The organism is Halalkalibacter sp. HAAS-P014, assembly GCF_056619965.1.
This window is the reverse complement of sequence record NZ_JBWQTV010000018.1, coordinates 19,933-43,511: the sequence shown is the minus strand read 5'-3', so window position 1 is coordinate 43,511 and position 23,579 is coordinate 19,933. Positions and strand designations below refer to the sequence as shown.

General features: G+C 41.3%; 24 protein-coding genes. 19 read left to right on the top strand and 5 right to left on the bottom strand.

Annotated elements, in window-relative coordinates; all coding sequences use genetic code 11:
- Positions 1 to 176: 176 nt before the first annotated feature.
- The 5 genes from AC1FXZ_RS15650 to AC1FXZ_RS15630 form a co-directional block, all read right to left on the bottom strand.
- Positions 177 to 1,328, bottom strand: coding sequence for a Ger(x)C family spore germination protein (locus AC1FXZ_RS15650; protein ID WP_480055305.1), 1,152 nt, complete (start codon positions 1,326 to 1,328; stop codon positions 177 to 179).
- On the bottom strand, positions 1,321 to 2,772 hold the full coding sequence (locus AC1FXZ_RS15645; protein ID WP_480055303.1) for a spore germination protein: 1,452 nt from the start codon (positions 2,770 to 2,772) through the stop codon (positions 1,321 to 1,323). Before AC1FXZ_RS15645 ends, AC1FXZ_RS15650 begins: the two co-directional genes overlap by 8 nt.
- On the bottom strand, positions 2,769 to 3,851 hold the full coding sequence (locus tag AC1FXZ_RS15640) for an endospore germination permease (protein ID WP_480055301.1): 1,083 nt from the start codon (positions 3,849 to 3,851) through the stop codon (positions 2,769 to 2,771). Before AC1FXZ_RS15640 ends, AC1FXZ_RS15645 begins: the two co-directional genes overlap by 4 nt.
- A 179-nt stretch (positions 3,852 to 4,030) precedes the next feature.
- Positions 4,031 to 4,372, bottom strand: coding sequence for a zinc ribbon domain-containing protein YjdM (locus AC1FXZ_RS15635; protein WP_480055299.1), 342 nt, complete (start codon positions 4,370 to 4,372; stop codon positions 4,031 to 4,033).
- Between the two features lie 124 nt (positions 4,373 to 4,496).
- A complete protein-coding gene (locus AC1FXZ_RS15630) occupies positions 4,497 to 5,249 on the bottom strand; it encodes an SDR family NAD(P)-dependent oxidoreductase (protein ID WP_480055297.1) in 753 nt (250 codons plus the stop codon).
- Between the two features lie 1,009 nt (positions 5,250 to 6,258).
- Between AC1FXZ_RS15630 and spoIIR the strand changes: the two genes are divergently transcribed.
- The 19 genes from spoIIR (at position 6,259) to atpG (ending at position 23,517) form a co-directional block, all read left to right on the top strand.
- Entirely contained in the window at positions 6,259 to 6,891 is a 633-nt protein-coding gene (spoIIR, locus tag AC1FXZ_RS15625) for a stage II sporulation protein R (RefSeq protein WP_480055295.1), read from the top strand.
- An 82-nt stretch (positions 6,892 to 6,973) separates the two neighbouring features.
- Entirely contained in the window at positions 6,974 to 7,417 is a 444-nt protein-coding gene (locus AC1FXZ_RS15620; RefSeq protein ID WP_480055293.1) for a GNAT family N-acetyltransferase, read from the top strand.
- A 223-nt stretch (positions 7,418 to 7,640) separates the two neighbouring features.
- The gene (locus tag AC1FXZ_RS15615; protein WP_480055291.1) at positions 7,641 to 8,684 is read left to right on the top strand and encodes an L-threonylcarbamoyladenylate synthase; all 1,044 of its coding nucleotides are present in this window, start codon (positions 7,641 to 7,643) and stop codon (positions 8,682 to 8,684) included.
- 237 nt (positions 8,685 to 8,921) lie between these two features.
- Positions 8,922 to 9,461 carry a manganese efflux pump MntP gene (locus tag AC1FXZ_RS15610; RefSeq protein WP_480055289.1) on the top strand — a complete coding sequence of 180 codons (540 nt, stop codon included), beginning with the start codon at positions 8,922 to 8,924 and terminating at the stop codon, positions 9,459 to 9,461.
- A 646-nt stretch (positions 9,462 to 10,107) separates the two neighbouring features.
- Positions 10,108 to 10,551, top strand: a complete 444-nt coding sequence (locus AC1FXZ_RS15605) for a low molecular weight protein arginine phosphatase (RefSeq protein ID WP_480055287.1) — start codon at positions 10,108 to 10,110, stop codon at positions 10,549 to 10,551.
- A gap of 24 nt (positions 10,552 to 10,575) precedes the next feature.
- Positions 10,576 to 11,871 (top strand): methyl-accepting chemotaxis protein, encoded by a 1,296-nt coding sequence (locus tag AC1FXZ_RS15600; RefSeq protein ID WP_480055285.1) that lies wholly within the window; start codon positions 10,576 to 10,578, stop codon positions 11,869 to 11,871.
- Between the two features lie 217 nt (positions 11,872 to 12,088).
- Positions 12,089 to 12,526 carry a ribose 5-phosphate isomerase B gene (gene rpiB, locus AC1FXZ_RS15595; protein ID WP_480055283.1) on the top strand — a complete coding sequence of 146 codons (438 nt, stop codon included), beginning with the start codon at positions 12,089 to 12,091 and terminating at the stop codon, positions 12,524 to 12,526.
- Between the two features lie 18 nt (positions 12,527 to 12,544).
- Entirely contained in the window at positions 12,545 to 13,111 is a 567-nt protein-coding gene (locus tag AC1FXZ_RS15590; protein WP_480055281.1) for a TIGR01440 family protein, read from the top strand.
- A 121-nt stretch (positions 13,112 to 13,232) separates the two neighbouring features.
- Positions 13,233 to 14,480 carry a serine hydroxymethyltransferase gene (gene glyA / locus AC1FXZ_RS15585; protein WP_480055279.1) on the top strand — a complete coding sequence of 416 codons (1,248 nt, stop codon included), beginning with the start codon at positions 13,233 to 13,235 and terminating at the stop codon, positions 14,478 to 14,480.
- Between the two features lie 355 nt (positions 14,481 to 14,835).
- The gene (gene upp, locus AC1FXZ_RS15580) at positions 14,836 to 15,465 is read left to right on the top strand and encodes a uracil phosphoribosyltransferase (protein ID WP_480055277.1); all 630 of its coding nucleotides are present in this window, start codon (positions 14,836 to 14,838) and stop codon (positions 15,463 to 15,465) included.
- A gap of 197 nt (positions 15,466 to 15,662) precedes the next feature.
- Complete coding sequence (locus tag AC1FXZ_RS15575; RefSeq protein WP_480055275.1) at positions 15,663 to 17,915, top strand: S8 family serine peptidase; 2,253 nt, start codon at positions 15,663 to 15,665, stop codon at positions 17,913 to 17,915.
- A 300-nt stretch (positions 17,916 to 18,215) separates the two neighbouring features.
- Positions 18,216 to 18,446: an AtpZ/AtpI family protein gene (locus tag AC1FXZ_RS15570; RefSeq protein ID WP_480055273.1), complete on the top strand. Its 231-nt coding sequence runs from the start codon at positions 18,216 to 18,218 to the stop codon at positions 18,444 to 18,446.
- A complete protein-coding gene (locus AC1FXZ_RS15565; RefSeq protein WP_480055271.1) occupies positions 18,443 to 18,835 on the top strand; it encodes an ATP synthase subunit I in 393 nt (130 codons plus the stop codon). Before AC1FXZ_RS15570 ends, AC1FXZ_RS15565 begins: the two co-directional genes overlap by 4 nt.
- Positions 18,836 to 18,842: 7 nt before the next feature.
- Positions 18,843 to 19,556, top strand: coding sequence for a F0F1 ATP synthase subunit A (atpB, locus tag AC1FXZ_RS15560; RefSeq protein ID WP_480055269.1), 714 nt, complete (start codon positions 18,843 to 18,845; stop codon positions 19,554 to 19,556).
- Positions 19,557 to 19,640: 84 nt separating this feature from the next.
- Positions 19,641 to 19,853, top strand: a complete 213-nt coding sequence (gene atpE, locus AC1FXZ_RS15555; RefSeq protein WP_480055531.1) for a F0F1 ATP synthase subunit C — start codon at positions 19,641 to 19,643, stop codon at positions 19,851 to 19,853.
- Positions 19,854 to 20,020: 167 nt separating this feature from the next.
- Positions 20,021 to 20,509, top strand: a complete 489-nt coding sequence (gene atpF / locus AC1FXZ_RS15550; protein ID WP_480055267.1) for a F0F1 ATP synthase subunit B — start codon at positions 20,021 to 20,023, stop codon at positions 20,507 to 20,509.
- Positions 20,506 to 21,051: a F0F1 ATP synthase subunit delta gene (locus AC1FXZ_RS15545; RefSeq protein ID WP_480055265.1), complete on the top strand. Its 546-nt coding sequence runs from the start codon at positions 20,506 to 20,508 to the stop codon at positions 21,049 to 21,051. Before atpF ends, AC1FXZ_RS15545 begins: the two co-directional genes overlap by 4 nt.
- 19 nt (positions 21,052 to 21,070) lie before the next feature.
- Positions 21,071 to 22,582, top strand: coding sequence for a F0F1 ATP synthase subunit alpha (gene atpA / locus AC1FXZ_RS15540; RefSeq protein ID WP_480055263.1), 1,512 nt, complete (start codon positions 21,071 to 21,073; stop codon positions 22,580 to 22,582).
- 77 nt (positions 22,583 to 22,659) lie between these two features.
- Positions 22,660 to 23,517, top strand: a complete 858-nt coding sequence (atpG, locus tag AC1FXZ_RS15535) for an ATP synthase F1 subunit gamma (RefSeq protein WP_480055261.1) — start codon at positions 22,660 to 22,662, stop codon at positions 23,515 to 23,517.
- Positions 23,518 to 23,579: the final 62 nt, after the last annotated feature.

Genomic DNA, 23,579 nt, shown 5'->3' with positions numbered 1-23,579 from the left:
AATAAGATGCAGATCCCATACTGTTAACAAGTGCATCTTATTTAGCTGTTCATGTAAGAGAGCATGAGGAATGGTTTTTGCATATGGAAAGATGACAAAATAACTAAGCAAAACAAAAAGCACATCGTTCTAATTAGAAACGATGTGCTTTTACATGTTTTTCAAAAGTAATCATGCTAGTTAACGTCCACTATCTTATTTTTATAGCCACCAGAATGCTTTAGCTTTACGTCAACGGTAATGGTTGGCTGAAGCCCATTCATCGATAAAGGCTCTTTATTATGTTGCCTCCAGTCATCATGTTGCTTTCGGTACAAAGTATGTTCTAAATTGAAGAAGTCCACATTTTCTCGAACTCCTAATTCATACAATTGTTCAATCTGCTCTTTGATGCTAGCACTTACTGCATTCTCCATTTTTGTTAATTGGTTCTTACCTCTTATTTGGTTGGAAATTTCTCCTTCGACCTCTATGTTCACATGGTACTGATAAGGGTAGTTTTCTCCTTCTATAGCAATGTCTTGTTTTAAATGCGTAATAACAGCAAGGAATTCAGCTTTTTCTTCATCTGGAACTAAGATGGAGGCTCGCTTCGTATCAGGTGAAATCCAGCGAAGTCCTGCTAACTCTTCTAATGTGTAATAGCCTTTGTATTGTTTGTTTTGCAGAAAATACCCACCGTTTAACCCCAATTTTGGCTCTTCTTCCTGGTTTCGTTCCCACTGTGTTTCATCGATTGTGAGGGAAGGTATATAGGTTGTACGTGCTGGTTCAAATACTTCTCTTGCAAATTCTTGTAGCTTGATTGGCCTGATCATCGAGCTTTGCTCATGTATTCGATTCGGGTTATGCAAAATGGTTTCTAAGGCGGCTTGGTCAATTAACCCATGCGTCGATAACACGTCTTCAATTGGTTCATTCGTAGCAAAAACCCAAGGTGTTAAGCGAAATTCATAGTAGCGTGTTAATCCGTCAAAAATATTCTCAATCCCTTTTTCAAGAACACTTTCACTTAAGACAACCGACGTCATATGGGCCCAGATAAATTGTTCTTGTCCTGTTTCATACACTTCAAAAAAAGCATCAATAAAAGTAGACCCACTGACTTCAGAAACGTATGCAACTGGATCACTTTCTTCTCCTTCTGTTTTGGCAACACCATTTAGTCCGACTAATTGGATATAAATATGATACTTTCCATCCTGAAAATCAACACCAATACCTGTCGCATAATTTAGTTGTTGTATTTCTTTCATATCGGTTGTGCAACCAGAGACAACCAAAATAATTAGAAATAGGTAGACGAAACGGTTTCCTACATCATTCATCGTTCTTTTTTCCTTTTAACATGCTAGTTGTAAAGCTTTTTCGTTTAAATGGATCGACCAAAAAAGCTGGTAGATACTGTCTAAAGGATAGAGAGGCAACGGGTTCAAGATAGGCGATTTTAAAAGACTCTAAATGAGCTAAATACACTACCACACTTAAAAAACTGAGAATAAACCCATAGACGCCTAAAAACGTTGATAAAATCAATGAGTATATTCGTAATATCGTAACGGTCCCAGTTAATGACTGGTTTACAAGTGTATAGGTTGCAACAGCAGCGACGGCAATAACAACGAGCATCGTCGGTGAAGTCAATCCTGCTCGAATTGCAGCATCACCTATAATAAGCCCGCCAACAATTGAAATCGTTTGTCCGACAGCGGTTGGCATTCGAATACCTGCTTCCCTAAGAAGTTCAAACAAGATCAGAATAAAAAAGGCTTCCAATGGTAGCGATAGAGGCAAGCCTTGTCTGGAAACAACGATGGTGGCAAGTAGCGAAAAAGGGAGTTGGTCAACATTGACATTTGTTACGGCAATATAAAGACCAGGTGCAAAAATGGCAACTACTAAACCTAATGTTCTGATCAACCGTTGAAATGCGACGATATAATAGGGAAAATGAACGTCTTCAGGCGACTTTAATAATTCAAAAATGTTAATCGGACCAATAAGGATGCTGGGAGAGCCGTCGACTATGATTAAAAAGCGACCTCGCAGCAAGCACTCAGCGGCGAAATCTGGTCGTGTAATATAATCAAAGTGAGGAAACAGTGAGAAGGTTCGATCCGATATCCACTGTTCCAATTGTCCGGAACTAAGAACACTTTCAGTCTCGAGTTTCTCCAAACGCTTTCTAATTTCCTGAAGGGTTTCTTTATCTGCCTTTCCATGAAGATATAACAAGGAAGCCTTTGTTTGACTTAATGATCCTAGCGTAAATGTTTCATTATGAAGATTTTCTGTTCTGAGTCGCTTCCGAATAAGCGAGATATTCACGTTGATTTCTTCTGTGAAACCATCGCGAGGACCTTTTAAAGAGATTTCCGTCTTTGATTCCTCTGGACCTCGCTTCGGGATATTTGAGACATCAATTGCAGAAAAGTGTCGATCAGCTTTTTTGTAAAAAAGAAGGAACCCAGAAAAGACTTTTTCTATGGCCTCATTCATTGTCTTGATTGTATCAATAGGAGGTAAGTTTTCAGTGCTATCTGTTGACTTACTAGTGATATGGTCAAGCACTTGATTAAAGTATTCATTTACCTGAGTCATATCGGCCATACCCTCACAATAAAAGGCGCTAATAAAGTGAGAATGTTGTACAGGTAAAAAGGCAATGTCAGCAGACCCTTTGAAAAATCTTTGTAATTGTTTTTCTGATAACGCACCTTCTTGTAACGACTGTTCCATGCTCGCGATGTTTAGTTGTTTGCTTTGGTTCATACACTTTGCGATCCCTTCTTTTCTGGAATAAAACAAATGATTAGTAATAGCAATGTCATAAAAATGCCAAAGAAAAAGACAACAGGGTAAAAAACAAACGTAAGCATTGTTTGCATGCGAATATCACTAATGTGCAGCACCATCAGTATTGCGAGGCCAAGAGCGAACAGAATGATGGTGGTTCTTCTTCCTTTTATAGATTTGAGTTGTAGCAGATTAGGAAGTAAGTACAAGCATAATGAAATGCGAATCACGACCCCACATAAAAGTTGAAAAACAGCGAGTGCATCGACATGGGAAATATGTTCACCAATTGTAACGAGACGCCATTGTTCAAACGCAGGAAAACGCATATCTGCTGCAACATTTGGACCGAATGCCGAGAGCGATCCAATCGTTGGACCTAAAACTAACCCAGTTAAGACTGTAACCAAAATAGCCAGATAGGCGTAGGAAATAGGCTTATTGAAATAGTGCTGTATCAAAAACAAGACAAGCAAATCAACACTGCCCCCAAGTAAAATGATGACGCCTCTTATAATAGAAGCTTCGTCATCAGCAAACAAAGGAAACAGATAGGAATAATCTTTTTCTGCCATTGTCGCAAACGCAACGAAATGTCCTAGCAGCCAGACAATCGGTAGGACCACAGCGGCTGTATAGACAATGGTCTTTAAACCTGTCGATGCAGCCCATATACACAGTAACAAGAATGGTAACAAAACGACCCAAGTTGGCGTCCGTGGCAAAAAGTAGATAACAACTGATACGATTAAATCAAAAAAAGAAATAAAGCCAATAAACACAATATAGATGAGAAAAAAGAAGGTGATGAAACGGGCACCTATTTTGCCTGTGCGTGTTTCGACCCATTGATAAAGAGGCTGTCTTTGTTTATTTTTTGATAAAATATAAGAGTAAACCCATCCCCAGAGTAGTAGGATTGGATAACTAATTAATATACAAATCCAAGCGTCGCGTTTGGCAACTCCTAATAAGTGGGGAAGAATTAACACGTGATTAGCGATGCCTATAAATAATACGAGAACGAACAGTAGTTGAAGTCGGGAAAAAGTCATAAATGCTGCACCCACCTATGTCGAGTGATTCTACTAGCATCTGTAAACACTAGTTATTTATTCACTTAGAGGGATAAAATATGTAATTTAACGTTTGCTGAATGTAAATGAAGTAGAGAATAGGTCTGTATTTAAGGTGGGGTAAAAAAAGAAGAGACCCTAAGAGGTCCCTTCTATGACTATATCTTTTTTACAAACTGAGATTTTAGTTTCAGCGCACCAAAGCCATCAATTTTGCAGTCGATGTCATGGTCGCCGTCTACTAAACGGATATTTTTTACTTTTGTCCCTATTTTTACGACCGATGATGTTCCTTTTACTTTCAAGTCCTTGATAACGGAAACTGTATCGCCATCAGTTAAAATATTTCCATTTGCATCTTTTATAACCTTTTGATCTTCATTCATTTCAGTTTCTTCCTCTAACGTCCATTCATGAGCACATTCAGGACAAACGAGTAGGTTTCCATCTTCATATGTATATTCTGAGCCACACTTTGGGCACTTTGGCAATTGAGACATGTGATCAAGTCCTCCAGTAGTCTTTTATCCAAATTATACCATGAATTGATTGAGTTTGGTTCAACCTAAAAAGAACACACAGTTGACTAACAACTGTGCGTCTTTCATTCAATGGAAATCTCACTTACGCGCCCATTCCACCGTCAACACGGTACTGAACACCCGTAATAAAGGTGCTTTCATCTGATGCTAAAAACAATACGAGATTGGCGATATCTGAAGACTCACCGTAACGACCTAATGGAATAGCTTGAGCTAATGTTTGCTCATCAACTTGCATTCCTTCTTCTAGTGAGCGCATCATCCTTGTATTCACGGGTGATGGATGAACGGAATTGACCCGTACATTTGCACTTGCTGCTTCTAATGCAGCTGTTTTCGTAAGTCCAACAACAGCATGCTTGGAAGCGATGTATGGGGCAACACCAGGAGAACCGGACAATCCAGCAACAGATGATGTATTAATGATACTTCCAGAACCTTGTTTTGTCATATGAGGGAGTACATATTGTAAGCCTAAAAAGACACCACGAACATTGACACTCATCACTTGGTCGAAATCTTCCAACTTTTGCTCTGGTATTGGAGCGACTTTTCCTTCGATTCCTGCATTGTTAAAGAAAATATCAATACGGCCAAAGTGCTCAATAGCTTTATTTACATAGTTTTTAACATCGGTTTCTTTTGATACGTCTGCTTGGATCGCAACAACTTCACCGAAGCTTTCTAATTCAGTCTTAGCTTTTGTGAGAGCGTCTTCAAATAAATCAACAATCACAACTTTAGCGCCTTCTTTTAAAAATCTTTCTGCAGTCACTTTTCCAATACCGTTTGCTCCACCTGTAATAACGGCGACTTTTTCAGAGAATCTTGTCATGATAAATAACCCCCGTAGTTTAAATTCATGTCACATAAGTTTGGACACGCTTACAATTTTCTTTATTTGGTAACTGTTCCTTTTTAAGGATCCCTACATAAAGGTATTGTATTCTGTCTTTGTCAATAAAGATGTGATGTTGCTCACAGTTGAAGGGTGAATTTTTATGGGAAAGAACTAATTAGTTACTCATGTTGTTGGTTGTCGAGAGTTGAGTTGAATGGCGTAATGATGTTCATTTGAGGTAAAGAAAGTGTTTATTTGCTGTTATCAAAACGATAGACTCTAAGATGCAAATAAATAATGAACAAAGACCCTAGAATAAAGAAAGTGACACCGGAAATGGAAGTTGGAAAAAATAATTTGAAAAATTCCATTTTAATCACTCCTTTTTTATCGTTTAGCTAAGAGTAGAGACGTTGGGATAAGTTGGGAGGTTATCTATCTACTACTAATTATATCATACTAAGGTAGAGTTAGCTGTATTTTTTGAAGAATATGATTTTTTTGAATGCTGGTTTTGGGCATGTTGTTTCTGCTCGGATCGGGAAGGGAAAAGGCTGATGAAGCATAAAAAGAAGAGAGGACTGAGACCCTGAAAATGAGGAAAGGGAGAAAAGAGGGACTCAGAAGAGAGGACTGAGACCCTGAAAATGAGGAAAGGGAGAAAAGAGGGACTCAGAAGAGAGGACTGAGACCCTGAAAACGAGGAAAGGGAGAAAAGAGGGACTCAGAAGAGAGGACTGAGACCCTGAAAATGAGGAAAGGGAGAAAAGAGGGACTCAGAGAAGAAGACTGAGACCCTGAAAACGGCTGGAATGAGCTATTAGGGAATCAAAATGATTTCAGCATCCCTCTCTTTGCTAAGGTTGCTACTGTTACGAGTAGGAGGTACGCGTATTACATATTTAGAAACTACGAAAAAACAAAGATCAATTTTTTCGTAGTTTCTGAATAAACTTCAACCGTCCTGGCCACAATGGTCTTATGAAGGGACGGTGCTTTTGAAATGAAACCAAACGTTGTTATTTATCTATTATTCTCTTTATTTGTTTTACTATTAAATTGGGAATCTCAAAATGCAGTGGCGGTGGCGTCTTTACATAATGAAGTAAGCGAAGAGGATGCTGTTCGTTTACGAATTCTAGCAAATAGTGATTCGGTAAAAGATCAAGCTTTGAAACGCGAAATCCGTGATGAAGTGAATGCAGCTATTACAGAAATGGTTGTTGGTGTGGCGAGTTTACATGAAGCAAAAGAAATGATAGAAGATAATCTAATTATAATAGAAGGAATCGTAGAAAAAGAGTTAGCGAGCATGGGACTTGATCAATCGTTTGAAGTAAGTTTTTCAGAAGTGCAATTTCCAACAAAGCTTTATGGGAACATCGTTTATCCAGCTGGTTTGTATGATGCTGTGCTGATTACATTAGGTGACGGTCAAGGTGAAAACTGGTGGTGTGTATTGTTTCCTCCATTATGCTTTTTGGATATGTCAAATGGTGATGCTGTAGCAGCAGATGCTGAAGTAGAAGGCGAGCCAGTCGAAGAGGAAGAGAGTGAGGAAGTTGAAGTGGCCTTCTTCCTAGTTGAGATTTTTTCAAAAATTAAAGATCGAATCTTTTCTTCTGAACAAGTATAATAGAAAACATCTATATTTTTCTATCATAAACGGTACAAGTTCCACATATGATCTAGTAATAGATTAAGAGAGGGTGGAGCTTATGGGAATCGTCGTACGTAAGGCTAAGGAAAAGGACATGCTGCAAGTTCAAAGATTGGTTGCCAAAGCAGGCTTGCGTGATGAGGGAATTGAAAAGTATATTAAAAGCTTTCTCGTAGTTGAAGATGAACAGCAACAGTTGATCGGTACAGTAGGGATAGAGCAATATGATGAAAATGGCTTGCTGCGGTCACTTGTGCTCGATTCGCCGATTTGGAATGCGAAACTTAGTTTGGAATTTTTGCAACTAACGTTAAAATATGCCGAGGAGAAAAACATAGAGACGGTGTACTTGTGTGCCAAGGGAACAAATGCCTTGTTTCACCAACTAGGTTTTCGGGAAGTGGATAAAGACGATGTACCAAGTTCAATCGAACGTTCTCCACACTTTAAACGAAACGCAAGTGCAGGAGCGAAAGTGTGGGCATGTGAAATTGATGAGTAACTTGTGGAAAAGTGAATAAATGCTGGTAGTTATCTACAGGTTGTCCACAGTTGTGGACAACTTTTTTGTTGTTGGGGATACAAGATGTGTCGAAAAGTCGGTATTCTTCTTGAGATTAGTGAAGTGAAAATACTGATATAGAGGGGAAACTGTCGAATTTTTGTCGTTTTGTTGACATCAAAAGACAACCCTTGCAAAATGGAGGAGATAGGAGAGATGAACTGTGAGTTATGAACAGACAAAATATTGGCGTGTGGATAACTTCGAATCGGTGGATGAAAACCTCCCGAAAATCAAGGATGCTGCACTGTGGATAGAAAAAGGTGAAGTTGTTGCGTTTCCAACTGAAACTGTGTACGGGCTGGGGGCAAACGCGTTAGAGGAGGAATCTGTAAAAAAAATCTTTGCAGCAAAAGGACGCCCGAGTGATAATCCACTGATTGTCCACATTGCTGAATTCGCGCAGCTCGATGAGTTGGTTGTGGATATATCAGATGTTGCGAAGAAGTTAATGAAACAGTTTTGGCCAGGGCCTCTTACAATCATATTTAAAAAGAAAGAGGCCGTTGCACCGAGTGTGACAGCAGGGCTAGATACGGTGGCTGTGAGAATGCCGGATCACCCTGTTGCGCTTGAGCTTTTGCGCGCAGCGAAGGTACCGGTTGCAGCTCCGAGTGCAAACTTGTCAGGAAAACCGAGCCCAACTTCTGCCGAACATGTTTATCATGATTTAAAAGGAAGAATCAAAGGGATTGTTGATGGTGGAAAAACAGGGGTTGGACTTGAATCAACCGTGATCGATTGTTCAAAAGAGATTCCGGTGTTGTACCGGCCGGGTGGCGTGACAAAGGAAGAGCTTGAGGCTGTAGTCGGGAAGGTTGAAGTCGATCCGTCATTATTGTCTGAAGATGAAACGCCGTTATCCCCAGGGATGAAATACACTCATTATTCACCTGCTGGTACGTTGTTTTTAGTGCGTGAAGTTGAGCGAATTCAAAAACTGGTTGATGAAGCTAAAAAAGAAGGGCGACGCGTTGGAGTGTTAACAACGAAGGAGAACGAAGCTCGCTACAAAGCTGATGTGGTTGTCAGCTGTGGTGCAAGGAAAGATCTCGCATCAGTTGCAGCCGGTTTGTACGACAGCTTGCGAAGATTTGACCAGGAAGAGGCCGAGGTCATCTTCTCAGAAATATTCCCATACGAAGGGCTCGGAATCGCGATCATGAACCGCCTCGAAAAAGCAGCCGGGGGTCAGACACCTCTGTAGGTGTTCACCACGGTAAAGTGGAAAAGAGAGATGCGAAAGGGGGTGTTCTTTCCTTTTGCATCTCTTTTGGGTGTGAACGAGATCGTTGCCTCATTTAAAGCAAACTGTAAATGGAATTTCTATAGGTGGCGTCTAAATTGTGAAGTGAATGCAGCATCCTCAAAAGACCTCTCTTCTATTTCTTTTTGTACATGCATACACATTGGGGGAGTAGCATGTACAAGGAGAGGGTTGCGGATGAATGAATTTATTGCGCTATTTATCATGGCAAGTGCTCTTGGCATGGATGCGTTCTCGATTGCCTTAGGGATGGGTCTGCTCGGCTTACGTTTGAAACAAGTTTTTCATATCGGCTTAACAATTGGACTTTTTCATATTTTTATGCCCCTATTAGGAATTGCAGCTGGCAAGCTGTTATCAAATTATTTTGGAATGATCGCAACTTTAATTGGTGGTGGGCTTTTACTAATCATCGGAATGCAAATGGTAGTCGCATCATTTAAATCTGAAGAGGAAGAAAGAATCATGCAGCCAGTTGGCTTCGGCCTAATCCTGTTTGCATTAAGCGTCAGTCTCGACAGTTTCTCGGCTGGACTCAGCTTTGGCATGTTAGGTTCCCAAGTAATGATAACCGTCCTCATGATTGGCCTAGTAAGCATGGTCCTATCATGGATCGGCCTCCTAATGGGCTCCAGATTCCAAAAATACATCGGCACCTACGGCGAACTACTAGGAGGCTGCATCCTAATAGGCTTCGGCCTAAAACTGGTTCTATAAGTCACCTGAAAAAGGCCGCCCTTGCCTTTTTCAGGTGACGAAGCAATGAGCGAAACCACCGTAAAGGTTTTAAGCTTTTTGAGCGAACTTCTCAAAAAGCGCACGGCTTGAGGAGCCATTGCCCTTCTATGAAAAGCTACTTGGATCCAAAAGGCCGCCCTTGCCTTTTTCAGGTGACGAAGCAATGAGCGAAACCGCCGTAAAGGTTTTAAGCTTTTTGGAGCGAACTTCTCAAAAAGCGCACGGCGCGAGAAGCCATTGCCCTTCTATGAAAAGCTACTTGGATCCAAAAGGCCACCCTTGCCTTTTTCAGGTGACGAAGCAATGAGCGAAACCGCCGTAAAGGTTTTAAGCTTTTTGAGCGAACTTCTCAAAAAGCGTACGGCGCGAGAAGCCATTGCCCACTCGTGAAAATGCATGATGAGATAATCAGGTGCATGGTCAATGAAAAGTTCCACTTCCCCCTTTTTAATTCTTCTATAAATGGCTATAATCACAATAAAAGTAGGAAACTTTTTCCTTGAGCACTAATACCGTTTTGGAAGGCATTGTGATAATATGGAGTCAGATAATATAATAGAAAGAAAATTTCGTTATTAAAGTATGGAAAGTAAGAATGTATGGATGAAAGGGCGTTGGTTTTTACATGAAAAAAGTTTTATTTGTTTGCACTGGCAATACATGCCGAAGTCCGATGGCTGAGGCGCTTTTGCGTTCAAAGTTAGGGGAGAAAGTGCAAGTTAAATCTGCCGGTGTTCAAGCATTTCCTGATAGTCCAGCATCTGAGGGGACTTTAGCGGTTTTAGCGGAAAAAGGGATTGATTTAAATCATTCTTCACAATCGCTTACAGAAGACTTGATCAAGTGGGCAGATGTCATTTTAACGATGACAAGCTCCCATAAAGAAATGATTAAAGTTTTTTACCCTGAAGTGAACGAGCGACTTTTTACGCTAAAAGAATATGTAGATCCCAAAACAACAGATGTCGATATTGTTGACCCAATAGGTGGACCGATTGAGGCATATAGGGAAACGGCTGGACAATTAGAGAAGTGCTTTGATGCAATAGAAAAGAAATTGGAAGAGTAAATCATATTGGGGGAACTTTGAAAAATGGGGGAAGAGAGAACGTACCGTGCCAGTATTCGGAAAAAGTTGGTTATCGGAATTAGTGGACTAGCTGTTGTTACGTTTGGATTTAGCGCTATCTTTATATTCTTTTTAGCTGACTTTTTAGAAGGAATGCTTGGCTTAAGCAGCAATGCTGTGATAGGATTCACTCTTATTAAAGGAGTGTTTTGGAGTGGGGTACTGGGTTATATTGCAGCACCACTAATTACAAAACCTTTGAAAGAAGTAGAAGAAGCAGCAAGACGGGCAGCAGCTGGAGATATTCAAAACGATATTGTTGTTACAAAATCAGATGATGAAATTCGGGCACTTGGACTTGCTTACAATGAGATGCTGCAAAGCTTACGTAATATGGTAAAGGATATCGACCACAACTTCAAAAATACGAATACGAAGGTGAGTGAGATATCAGGAGCATCTGAATTTGCAGCAACAAAAGCAACACAAATTGGTTCGACGATGGAGGAGATTGCAAAGGGAGCTGAAAATACTGCCTATGCGATTCAAAATACGGCTGAATCAATGGAAGAAGTAACAAGCATCGCAGAAGAAGTACAAGGTCGAGCAAATGCATCAAAGACTTCATCAATTAATATGGTTAATAAGCTGACAGAGAGCAGAACCGTTGTGAATTCACTCGTGCAAGGAATTCAACAACTGGCTTCAGACAATGAAAAATCTCTTACGGCTGTCAGTCGTTTAGAAAATCAGGCGAAAGAAGTCGGTGAAATTATTTCCCTTGTTGGTGATATCGCTGGACAAACCAATCTTCTCGCTCTAAATGCCTCAATTGAAGCAGCAAGAGCAGGCGAGCGAGGAAGAGGATTTGCTGTTGTCGCGAATGAAGTGCGAAAATTAGCGGATGAGAGCGCCAAAGCCGTTCAAGGAATTACAGAACTAATTCATAACATGCAAACGGAAGTAAAAAATGTCGCGGGACAAATCGGTGATCAGGTGAAAGTCGCGTTAAATCAATCCGAGCAAGGTACGGCGACGAACGAATCAATCGGTGAAATGGAAAAATCAGTGAATGAAGTAGCCACCTTTATTGACGATATCTCGTATATGATTAACCGGCAAATGGAATCAATAAAGAAAACAACCCATGAGTCGCAAGAAGTAGCAGCAATCGCCGAAGAAACATCAGCGGGTTCCCTTGAAATAGCGGCAATGACTGAGCAACAAGGATCAATCATCAACGAAATGGAAAACACAGCCTACGAACTCTCCACCCAAGCCAAAAAACTAAAAACAACAATCGAACGATTTAGAGTCTAATCACAAAGGCCGCCTTTGCCTTTGTGATTAGACTCAGCAATGAGCGAAACCGCCGTAAACGGTTTTAAGCTTTTAGGGTGACCTTTCCTAAAAGCGCACGGCGCGAGAAGCCATTGCTCATCCGTGAAGAAGCTAAAGGGCATCTATGAAAACAAAGGCCGCCTTTGCCTTTGTGATTAGACTCAAATTAAATTCAAACTAAAAGGGGAAGATAGTAATGAAAGTAGCAATTGCATCAGACCACGGTGGAATTAATATTCGCGAAGAAATAAAAAGTTTAATGGATGAATTGCAAATCCCATATGAAGATTTCGGTTGTGAATGTGGTACGTCTGTAGACTATCCAGATTATGCGCTACCTGTCGCTGAAAAAGTAGCCAATGGCGAGTTTGACCGAGGCATTCTGATTTGTGGTACAGGAATTGGTATGTCGATTGCAGCCAATAAAGTGAAAGGAATTCGTTGTGCGCTCGTTCATGATATGTTTACAGCTAAAGTGACGCGCGAGCATAATGACAGCAATATTTTAGCAATGGGTGAGCGAGTAATTGGTCCTGGACTTGCCAGGGAGATTGCGCGAGTATGGCTTCAAGCTGAATTTGAAGGTGGACGCCACGGAAATCGAGTGAACAAAATTACAAGTTACGAAGCATAAAAGGCAAGGAGGCGTGCTATGAATCTGCCGACTGAACAGATTAAAGAGCAGGTGAGCCGGGCACTTGAAGATTTAAACGGAGTAATGCCGTTAACGGAGGATGTTTTACTCGTAGTTGGAACGAGCACAAGTGAAGTGGTCGGCTCCTACATTGGGTCGAATGGCTCTCACGAAGCAGCGCAGGCAATCTATGAGGCTTTAATCGAACAACAACAAAAAACAGGTGTGAAACTTGCTTTTCAATGCTGCGAACATTTAAATCGCGCTCTTGTTATCGAAGAGGAAACAGCCAAGCAACGTGGCTATGAATTGGTTTCGGCTGTTCCTGTGCGAAAGGCAGGAGGGGCGATGGCTACATATGCTTTTAGACAAATGAAAAACCCAGCGCTTGTTGAAGAAATTCAAGCTGAGGCGGGAATTGATATCGGAGATACGCTCATTGGCATGCACCTTAAGAAGGTTGCAGTCCCAGTGCGAAGTAGAGTAAAGTCGATAGGAGAAGCGCATTTAACAATGGCCAAAACAAGGCCTAAATTAATCGGTGGAATTAGAGCTGTCTATGAAAAAACAGACGAACATGAATAAAATTAATTTTTTAGTTAATTTCATACGGAAATAGACGCAATTATGTGTTAAGATAAAAGCGAATAGAATGTCGTGTTATCAAAATCCGAAAGATAAAGAATTGGAAGGGGTTTGGAGAGAGATGAATCAAAAATCGTTACAAGAGCAAGATCCGAAAGTATTTGGAGCTGTTGAACAGGAGTTAGGTCGTCAACGCGATAAAATTGAGTTAATTGCGTCTGAGAACTTTGTTAGTGCAGCTGTAATGGAAGCACAAGGTTCTGTATTAACGAACAAGTATGCTGAAGGTTATCCTGGTCGCCGTTATTATGGTGGTTGTGAATATGTTGATATCGTTGAAGACATCGCTCGTGATCGTGCGAAGGAAATTTTCGGTGCAGAATACGTAAACGTTCAACCGCACTCAGGTGCACAAGCGAACATGGCTGTTTACTTCACTATCTTAGAGCCAGGAGATACAGTTTTAGGTATGAACCTTTCTCATGGTGGTCACTTAACACACGGAAGTCCTGTTAACTTCAGTGGTGTTCAGTATAACTTCGTTGAGTATGGTGTCGACAAAGAAACGCAAACAATCGACTACGATGTTGTCCGTGAACTTGCAAAAGAACATAAGCCGAAATTAATTGTTGCAGGTGCAAGTGCATACCCACGTCAAATTGATTTTGCGAAGTTCCGTGAAATCGCTGATGAAATTGGCGCATACTTAATGGTTGATATGGCTCATATCGCAGGTCTTGTAGCAGCTGGAATACACCCAAGCCCAGTTCCACATGCACATTTTGTTACAACAACGACACATAAAACACTTCGTGGACCACGTGGTGGTATGATTTTATGTGAAGAAGAATTCGGTAAGAAAATTGATAAGTCGATTTTCCCTGGAATCCAAGGTGGACCACTAATGCACGTAATCGCAGCAAAAGCTGTATCATTTGGCGAAGTGCTTACACCTGAATTTAAACAGTATGGACAAGCAATCGTTGACAATGCAAAGCGTCTTGCTGAGAAGCTAATGAGCGAAGGCATTGACATCGTTTCTGGTGGAACAGACAATCACCTTCTTTTATTAGACTTGCGTTCACTTAGCTTAACAGGTAAAGTGGCAGAGCATGCTCTAGATGAAGTAGGAATTACAACAAATAAAAATACGATCCCGTATGATCCAGAAAAACCATTTGTTACAAGTGGGATCCGTATCGGAACAGCTGCTGTTACATCTCGTGGCTTTGGTGTGGAAGCAATGGATGAAATCGGCGAAATCATTGCATTAACACTAAAAAATGTTGACAATGAAGAAAAATTAGCAGAAGCACGTACACGAGTTTCTGAGTTAACGAAAAAATTCCAAATGTATACACATTTGTAAGAGAGAAAACCTAAGAGGAGTATCCTCTTAGGTTTTTTGTGGTGTGAAGAGGGGAAGTCAAGTTGATAAATGTATGAAAACATCGATTTCGCTGGAAGCATATTTGTGTGCCTACAGTACGATGACTTAAGAGAGCTGAAAATTCGCAATTTTGGTATTACGAGTGATTTTCATGAAATCGCTTATGAAGGCTTGAAGGGGACAAGCTTTTTATGTAGAATTTTGTAGAAGATAAGTGGCAATGAGCGAAGTTATTATAGGTGATAAGTGAGTTGTTGCTGACTTGTGAATAATCTCTAGTAGTAGATGCATCTTACATAACAGATGAAGAATGAAAAAAGGAGCTAAAAACCGTATGAGCAAAGTTTTCGTGTTTGATCACCCTTTGATTCAGCATAAATTAACGTATATCCGTGATAAGGAAACTGGAACAAAAGAATTTCGTGAGTTAGTCGATGAGGTAGCTGGATTGATGGCGTTTGAAATTACGCGTGATTTACCGGTTCAAGAAGTAACGGTTGAAACGCCAGTTGGTACAGCGAACTCTAAAACAATTGCAGGAAAAAAACTTGGTCTTGTGCCAATTTTGCGAGCAGGTCTTGGGATGACAGATGGAATTTTGCGTATGATTCCAGCAGCAAAAGTTGGTCATGTTGGTTTATACCGTGACCCAGAAACACTACAGCCTGTTGAGTATTATGTGAAATTACCAACAGATGTTGAAGAGCGTGAATTTATCGTAATCGATCCAATGCTCGCAACAGGAGGATCTGCCGTTGAAGCGATCCACAGCTTGAAAAAGCGTGGTGCAAAAACAATCAAACTTATGTGCCTAGTTGCAGCGCCAGAAGGCGTCGAAGCTGTGCATGAGGCGCATCCGGATGTGAACATCTTCCTAGCAGCACTAGACGAGAAGCTCAATGAAAAAGGCTATATCGTCCCAGGGCTAGGCGATGCAGGGGACCGCTTATTTGGAACAAAATAAAGAAAAAGGCTGATCCTATTGGAGGATCAGCCTTTTTTGGGGTCAGACCCCACTATGCCCCGTTACAGCGATGAAGAGGGGTCAGACCCCACTTTACCCCTTCACCACGCAAAAGGAGTGTCTGACCCCTCTAAATTGTTTTGCATTTTTTTTTCATTGCTGTCCATACTATCTACATATGCAAAATGGTGGGGGAGATGGATGTGAAACGATTAATTGCATGTTTGTTAGTATTGACAATAGCAAGTAGTGTCAGTCTTAGCTCGGTTCAGGCTGCCATATACCCAGAGATCCCAACCGTAGGAAAAGTGGAACAGCCATCATCGGATGAAAAGGTTGTTGTTATCGTGACAACAGATGGTGAAGTCGAGGAGGCTGTACAGCGAGTCACTTCAACTTTTCCTTCGAGTAATGTTAGAAAGACCTTTAAACGAGCACTTAACGGTTTTTCAATAGAAGTATTAGAGAGCGAAGTTGATATGCTCAAAGAGCTGCAAGAGGTAGAACGAGTTGATAAAGTCGTCAAATATAAAGCGAACCTTGATGGGAGTGTGCCGTTCGTCGGTGGCGATAAAATGCGTGGCATACTTGATCCAGAAGGAGAGCGTTTAACAGGAAAGGGGATCAAAGTCGCTGTCATCGATACCGGCATTGATTACCACCATCCTGATTTAAAGGATAATTATAAAGGTGGCTATGATGTTGTCGATTACGACCATGACCCAATGGAGACGGTCGCTTCACAAGGCCCACCGACGCTTCACGGAACGCATGTTGCCGGCATTATTGCGGCAAATGGACAGGTAAAAGGCATCGCGCCAGAAGCCGATATATATGCGTACCGAGCACTTGGTCCTGGAGGACAGGGGACGACAGAACAAGTCATTGAAGCGATTGAAAAAGCGATTGAAGACGAAGTCGATGTTCTTAATTTATCGCTTGGTAATACAGTGAATGGTCCGGATTGGCCGACGAGTGTTGCGCTTGATAAGGCTGTTGAAGAAGGTATTGTCGCTGTTACTTCTAACGGTAATAGTGGTCCGAATATGTGGACGGTTGGTTCTCCTGGTACATCAACAAAAGCGATATCAGTCGGTGCATCAGCGCCACCAATAAAAACACCGTATGTCACAATTGCTGGTCAAGACAAAGAAATTTCATTATCTCCAATCGGAGGAACACTTCCTTGGACGTTAAAAAGAGATTTCGAGCTTGTTGATGCTGGTTACGGCTTGCAAGAAGAGTGGGATGACATCGATGTTCAAGGTAAGATCGTTCTCGTAAAAAGAGGAATGATCCCTTTTTCAGAAAAAGCAATGTATGCGATGGAAAATGGAGCAAAAGCCGTGTTGATTTACAACAACTTACCAGGAGCTTTTGTAGGAGCAGTTGAACAAGGATTAAAGCTCCCTGTCGTAAGCATTACAAAAGAAGACGGTGAGTGGTTACTTGAACAAATGGAAGATGAAAAAGAGACCCCGTATGCGCGAACGATTTATCGCGAAGAGGAGGATTTTATCGCCCCTTTTAGTTCGCGTGGTCCTGTGACTCATACATGGGATGTCAAGCCGGACTTGGTCGCTCCGGGTGTGGCAATCGATAGCACAGTTCCCAAAGGGTATTTAGGACTAAATGGAACGAGTATGTCGGCCCCACACGTTGCCGGAGCAGCCGCGCTTGTCAAGCAAGCTCATCCCAATTGGACGCCGGAGCAAGTTAAAGCAGCTTTAATGAACACGGCAGTAAAATTAATCAATGAAGACGGAGAGCCGTATTACCCATATGAGCAAGGAGCAGGCAGGCTCCAAGTCGATAAAGCCGTTGAAGCGACGACTCTCGCGTACCCGGGTGCCGTTACATTTGGAAAGTGGTCCAAAAATGATCCACGTGAGAAACGAAAAATAACATTTACAATTGAAAATCATGATGAAAAAACGCGATCCTATCATGTGAAGCCTCCATTTGAGCTACCTGATGGATTGCAGTGGGAAGTGCCATTTTCAGTCGAGATTAAACCCGGAAAAAAGAAAGAAGTGACTGTGGAGTTAGATTTGTTTCCGGCAGTATTAGCAGAAGGAATCCACCATGGTGACATCGTTATCGAAGGTGGAAGGGAGCCAATTTCTATTCCATACGTATTTTTCATTGAGGAACCGGACTATCCACGTGCGATGGCTTTTAATTTCGGACATGGAGACCACCCTGGAGAATATCGCTATGAACTGTATTTACCAGGCGGTGCAGAAGAAGTGGCGATTGCTTTATATGATGCCGACACATTCCAATTTCTTGAGTTTCTCGATGTCAAAAAAGATGTCGGGCGAGGAATGATCGGAAAAGAGTGGGATGAGATCGATTTAGAAGATGGAACGTATAAAGTCCTCATCTATGCCAGAAAAGATGGAAAAGAAGACACAATCGAATCCAGCATCACAATTGGTCAACCATAAGAAAGGAGGACTGTCCCCTCTCTATTGCATCACAGCAACAGAGAGGGGACAGTCCCCACTTTAACTCTTTACAGAAATACAGAGGTGTCTGACCCCTATTCTCTCCGCTATTTCCCCACACATTTTTGGTCCCTTTTTGACAGTTATGTGAATTTAATTTACACAATTTTGATTTCACGGGAAAACGCATTGACACAAGGTTTCCGCTTATTGTACGATTACAAAGGATGTTAAATGAGAAGGTTTTCATACATAATAGAAAAAATAGGCTCAACGTCAGTTGAGAGGGGGAAATATTTCATGACAGATGGTAAGCGCAGTCCGTGGCGTGCTATGGCTCTCGTTTCTGTTATTTCATCATACATTGTTGGTGGAACTGTCAGTGGAGTGTTTATCGGCCTTTGGTTAGGGAACCAATTTGGCGCAAAACCTTTTTTCCTCATCACATGTCTGTTGTTGGGACTTGCAACTGGCTTTTACGGCGTGTCACACGTTATCAAGCCCTTTTTAGGAGACGGTAAAGAGAAATGATTCCAGTTGAAGGTAGAATGAAGCACTATATGAAAATTGTATCAATACTGATTATCCTCTTTGCAATTGGTTATGTTTTAACTCCGTTTACGTCTCAATTCCTCGGCCTTATTGTAGGGCTTATCTTTAGTACTGTCAGTCTTTGGACAACTTATTGGAAAGTGAAGTGGGTCGGAGCGTTCTCGACAGGGAAGAAGAAATTTTCACCTTTCTCCTACTTTGTTTCCACGTTTGGTGTCATAATTCGTATGGGACTGGCTATCTTGTGTGTATGGCTTGCTCTCGTATTTCCAGAACACTTACACCTAATCTCGGTCATTGCAGGGTTCGCCCTGATTTATATAATAATTATGACAGATATACTTATTGAATCTGGTAGAAAGAGGTGAAAATTTAATGGATCATATAGCACCCATGAGGGAGTACTTTGGGTTGACCTTTAATATGTCTACAGTTTTAATGACGACTGTTACATGTTTGATTGTATTCTTAATCTGTTTTTTCGGAACTCGCAGACTTGCGATGAGACCAAGTGGTTTGCAGAACTTTATCGAATGGCTTATTGATTTCGTACGAGGAATCATTAAGGCAAACATGGGCTGGAAAGTCGGCGGTCAATTTCTCGCTCTCGCTTTTACTCTCTTGTTCTATGTCTTTGTCGCAAACATGTTGGGGCTTCCTTTTGAATTTTATAACAAGGAAACACATGAAGTTTGGTGGAAATCACCAACATCAGATCCTGCACTTACCCTAACAATGGCAGCAATGGTTATCATTTTAACGCACTATTATGGAATTAAGATTCGCGGGTTTGGAGAATACATCAAAGATTACGTTCGCCCAGTACCTTTCCTTTTGCCGTTTAAGATTATCGAGGAATTTGCTAATACGTTAACGCTTGGAATGCGTCTATTTGGTAACGTATATGCAAAAGAAATTCTAATGGTACTTCTAGTCGGTCTAGGTACTTCAGGTTTGATAGGAATGTTTGGAGGGTTTCTACCTCTAATCGCTTGGCAGGCGTTCGGTATGTTTATTGGTACGCTACAAGCATACATTTTTGCAATGTTAGCAATGGTTTACATGGCTCATAAAGTTGAGCATCATTAATTAGGTTACCACCGTCCTGAAACTAGGACATTATTTTATAAAAAATATATTAGATAAATCTAAGGAGGAAGTTGAATTATGTCTATGGCATTATTAGGAGCTGCAATTGCAGCAGGTTTAGCAGCAATTGGTGGAGCAATCGGGGTAGCACTTATCGTTAAAGCAACAATCGAAGGTACAACACGTCAACCAGAACTACGTGGTACATTACAAACACTTATGTTCATCGGTGTACCTCTTGCTGAGGCTGTTCCGATCATCGCGATCGTTATTTCTTTCCTACTATTATTCCAATAATAAAAGGACCTCGTCTTATGACGGGATTATCATGATGAATGGCGACTGCGTTCGGCTCTGAACCTTCGCCATTCCTTATGTAACTATGAATTATTTACGTAACGTTTCGTTAATTGTCGTATAAATTTTGATTTTAATCTTCACATCCAAGAAAGGAGTGAATCGAAGTGTTTGAAATTCCATGGGGTTCAATTCTTTATCAACTATTCGCATTTCTAGTATTACTTGCTCTCCTCAACAAGTTTGCTCTTAAACCTTTACTAGGTGTAATGCAAAAACGTGAGGAAATGGTTAATGAAAATATCGATTCAGCGGAAAAGACTCGTAAAGAAGCTGAGGAGTTTATTGCATCGCAACGCAAAGAGCTAGAGAAAGCTCGCGTAGAGGCGCAAGAGATCGTTCAGCAAGCGAAGAAAATGAGCGAGCAACAAGGTCAGGAAATCCTCGACCAAGCCCGTGAAAATGCTGAGCGTCTGAAGGATTCTGCTTTAGCAGAGATTCAACGTGAAAAAGATCAAGCTGTTACAGCTTTACGTGAACAAGTTGCTGGTCTATCTGTTTTAATTGCGAAAAAAGTTATTGAAAAAGAACTAGACGAGAAAGCACAAGAGAAACTTGTTGATGAGTATCTTAAAGAGGTAGGCGATAAGCTATGAGCAACCAAGCGGTAGCAAATCGTTATGCCTTAGCCCTTTTTCAGCTTGCTAAAGAAAAGCATGACTTGAAAAAAGTAAATGAAGAGTTACAAGCAGTGAAACAAGTTGTTTCGGCAACGCCAGAACTCGTTTCATTCCTAACTCATCCGAAAGTAACCATCAAGCAAAAACAAACGTTTCTTCAAGAAAGCTTCAAAGGTTTAAGTGATATTAGCTTAAATACACTTCTTATGTTGGTTGAACGCAAACGAACAGACATCCTTGTTCCGATGATAGATCAATTTAAAAAGTTAGCATATGAATCTCAAGATATGGCTGAAGCGACAGTTTATTCGACAAAGCCACTGTCAGAGAAAGAGCAAACTCATATCGCAAAAGTTTTTGCAAAAAAAGCAAAGAAATCAAAGCTTGAAGTGAAAAACATCGTCGATTCTGAGCTAATCGGTGGAATTAAGATCCGTATCGGGGATCGCATATATGACGGCACGATAAAAGCACAGCTTGATGAGATCGAGCGTAGGCTTGTAGCCGGAACACGCTAGTAGAATAGGGGTGAAAGCAATGAGCATCAAAGCAGAGGAAATTAGTTCTCTTATTAAACAACAGATTGAGAACTTTCAATCTGATGTGCAAGTTCAGGATGTAGGTACAGTTATCCGTGTTGGTGACGGTATCGCACTAGCTCATGGCCTTGAAAACGTTATGGCTGGTGAGCTTCTTGAGTTCTCAAACGGGGTAATGGGGATGGCTCAGAACCTTGAGGAGAATAACATCGGTATTATTATTTTAGGACCATTTGTTGACATTCGTGAAGGTGACGAAGTTAAACGTACGGGCCGTATTATGGAAGTACCAGTTGGGGATGAATTGCTTGGACGTGTTGTAAACCCACTTGGTCAGCCAATTGATGGTCAAGGACCAATTGAAACATCAAAGACTCGTCCAATTGAAAACAAAGCACCAGGTGTTATGGACCGTAAATCAGTTCATGAGCCACTTCAAACTGGGATCAAGTCAATTGATACAATGGTTCCAATCGGACGTGGACAACGTGAGTTAATCATCGGGGACCGTCAAACAGGTAAAACATCAATTGCGATCGATACCATTTTGAATCAAAAAGATCAAGATATGATTTGTATCTATGTTGCGATTGGGCAAAAGAAAACAACGGTTGCAGGAGTAGTTGAAACACTACGCGCGCGTGGTGCTCTTGATTACACAATCGTTGTATCTGCAGCAGCATCTGACCCAGCGCCGATGCAATACTTAGCACCATATGCAGGGGTATCAATGGGTGAAGAGTTCATGTATAACGGCAAGCATGTTTTAATCATCTACGATGATCTTTCAAAACAAGCTGCTGCATACCGTGAGCTTTCATTATTGCTACGTCGTCCTCCAGGTCGTGAGGCATTCCCAGGGGATGTATTCTACATTCACTCTCGTTTACTAGAACGTGCAGCGAAGTTAAGTGATGCAAAAGGTGGAGGTTCTATTACAGCTCTTCCTTTCATCGAAACACAAGCAGGTGACGTATCTGCCTACATTCCAACAAACGTTATCTCGATCACAGATGGACAAATCTTCTTACAATCAGATTTATTCCACTCTGGTGTTCGTCCAGCGGTAAATGCGGGTCTTTCCGTATCTCGTGTTGGGGGTTCTGCCCAAATTAAAGCAATGAAAAAAGTTGCCGGTACCCTTCGTCTAGACTTAGCGGCTTACCGTGAACTAGAAGCATTTGCTCAGTTCGGGTCTGATTTAGATAAAGCAACTCAAGCGAAGTTAAACCGTGGTCAACGTACTGTTGAAGTATTAAAGCAAGACTTAAACAAACCACAACCGGTTGAGTATCAAGTTACAATCATCTATGCACTAACAAAAGGTTTCTTAGATGAAATTCCGGTTAAAGATGTTCTTCGTTTTGAATCTGAACTCTTCACATGGTTTGATCATAACAAGAAAGACATTCTTGATCACATTCGCACAACAGGTGCTCTTCCTGATGAAGATGAGTTCAAAGCTGCGATCAGTGAGTTCAAAAAAGGATTTGTTGTATCTAGCAATTAATTCGTAATAGACAATGCTTTAGTGGTTTTGTCTTACAGGATAGAACGGTTTAGTTTTGCGAAAAGGTGGTGAAAAAAATGGCTTCAATGCGAGATATAAAAGCACGAATTACTTCAACGAAGAAGACAATGCAAATTACAAAGGCGATGCAAATGGTTTCTGCTGCGAAATTAAACCGAGCTCAAGCCAATGCCCAATCATTTTTACCTTACACGGATAAAATTAGAGAGGTAGTCGCTAGTATCGCTGCGTCTTCTACGGAAGTTTCTCACCCGATGTTAGAAGAACGTGAGGTGAAGAAAACGGGCTATGTTATTATCACTTCTGACAGTGGACTAGCAGGGGGATATAACGCCGGTTTAACTCGTGAACTTCTTAAAACGATCGAAAAGCGTCACAAATCACCTGATGAGTACGGACTTATTGTCATCGGCCGAATCGGACGTGATATGTTTAGAAGAAGGAATATGCCAATTATTCAAGAAATCACAGGCTTGCCTGACCAACCGGAATTCAATGATGTAAAAAACCTTGCTAGAACAACGGTTGAAATGTTTGCTGACGGCCTCTTTGATGAACTGTATATTTGGTACAACCACTTCGTGAGTGCTTTAACACAGGAAGTAACGGAGAAAAAATTGTTGCCGCTATCTGATGTTGCAGAAGGCGTAACAACAACAACGTATGAATATGAACCGTCTGAGCAAGCCATTTTAGAACGTTTATTGCCACAGTATGCCGAGAGCCTTATTTTTGGCGCCTTACTTGATGCAAAAGCAAGTGAGTTCGGAGCACGTATGACGGCGATGAGCGCTGCAACTGATAATGCAACAGCTCTAATAGACGATTTATCATTAGTATACAACCGAGCACGACAAGCGGCGATCACACAAGAGATCACCGAAATCGTCGGCGGTGCCGCAGCTCTAGAATAGAAACAAAAGGCAAAGGAAGGGAAGGGTCTAGGCCAAAGAGCAAAACACAGGGTCTGACCCCA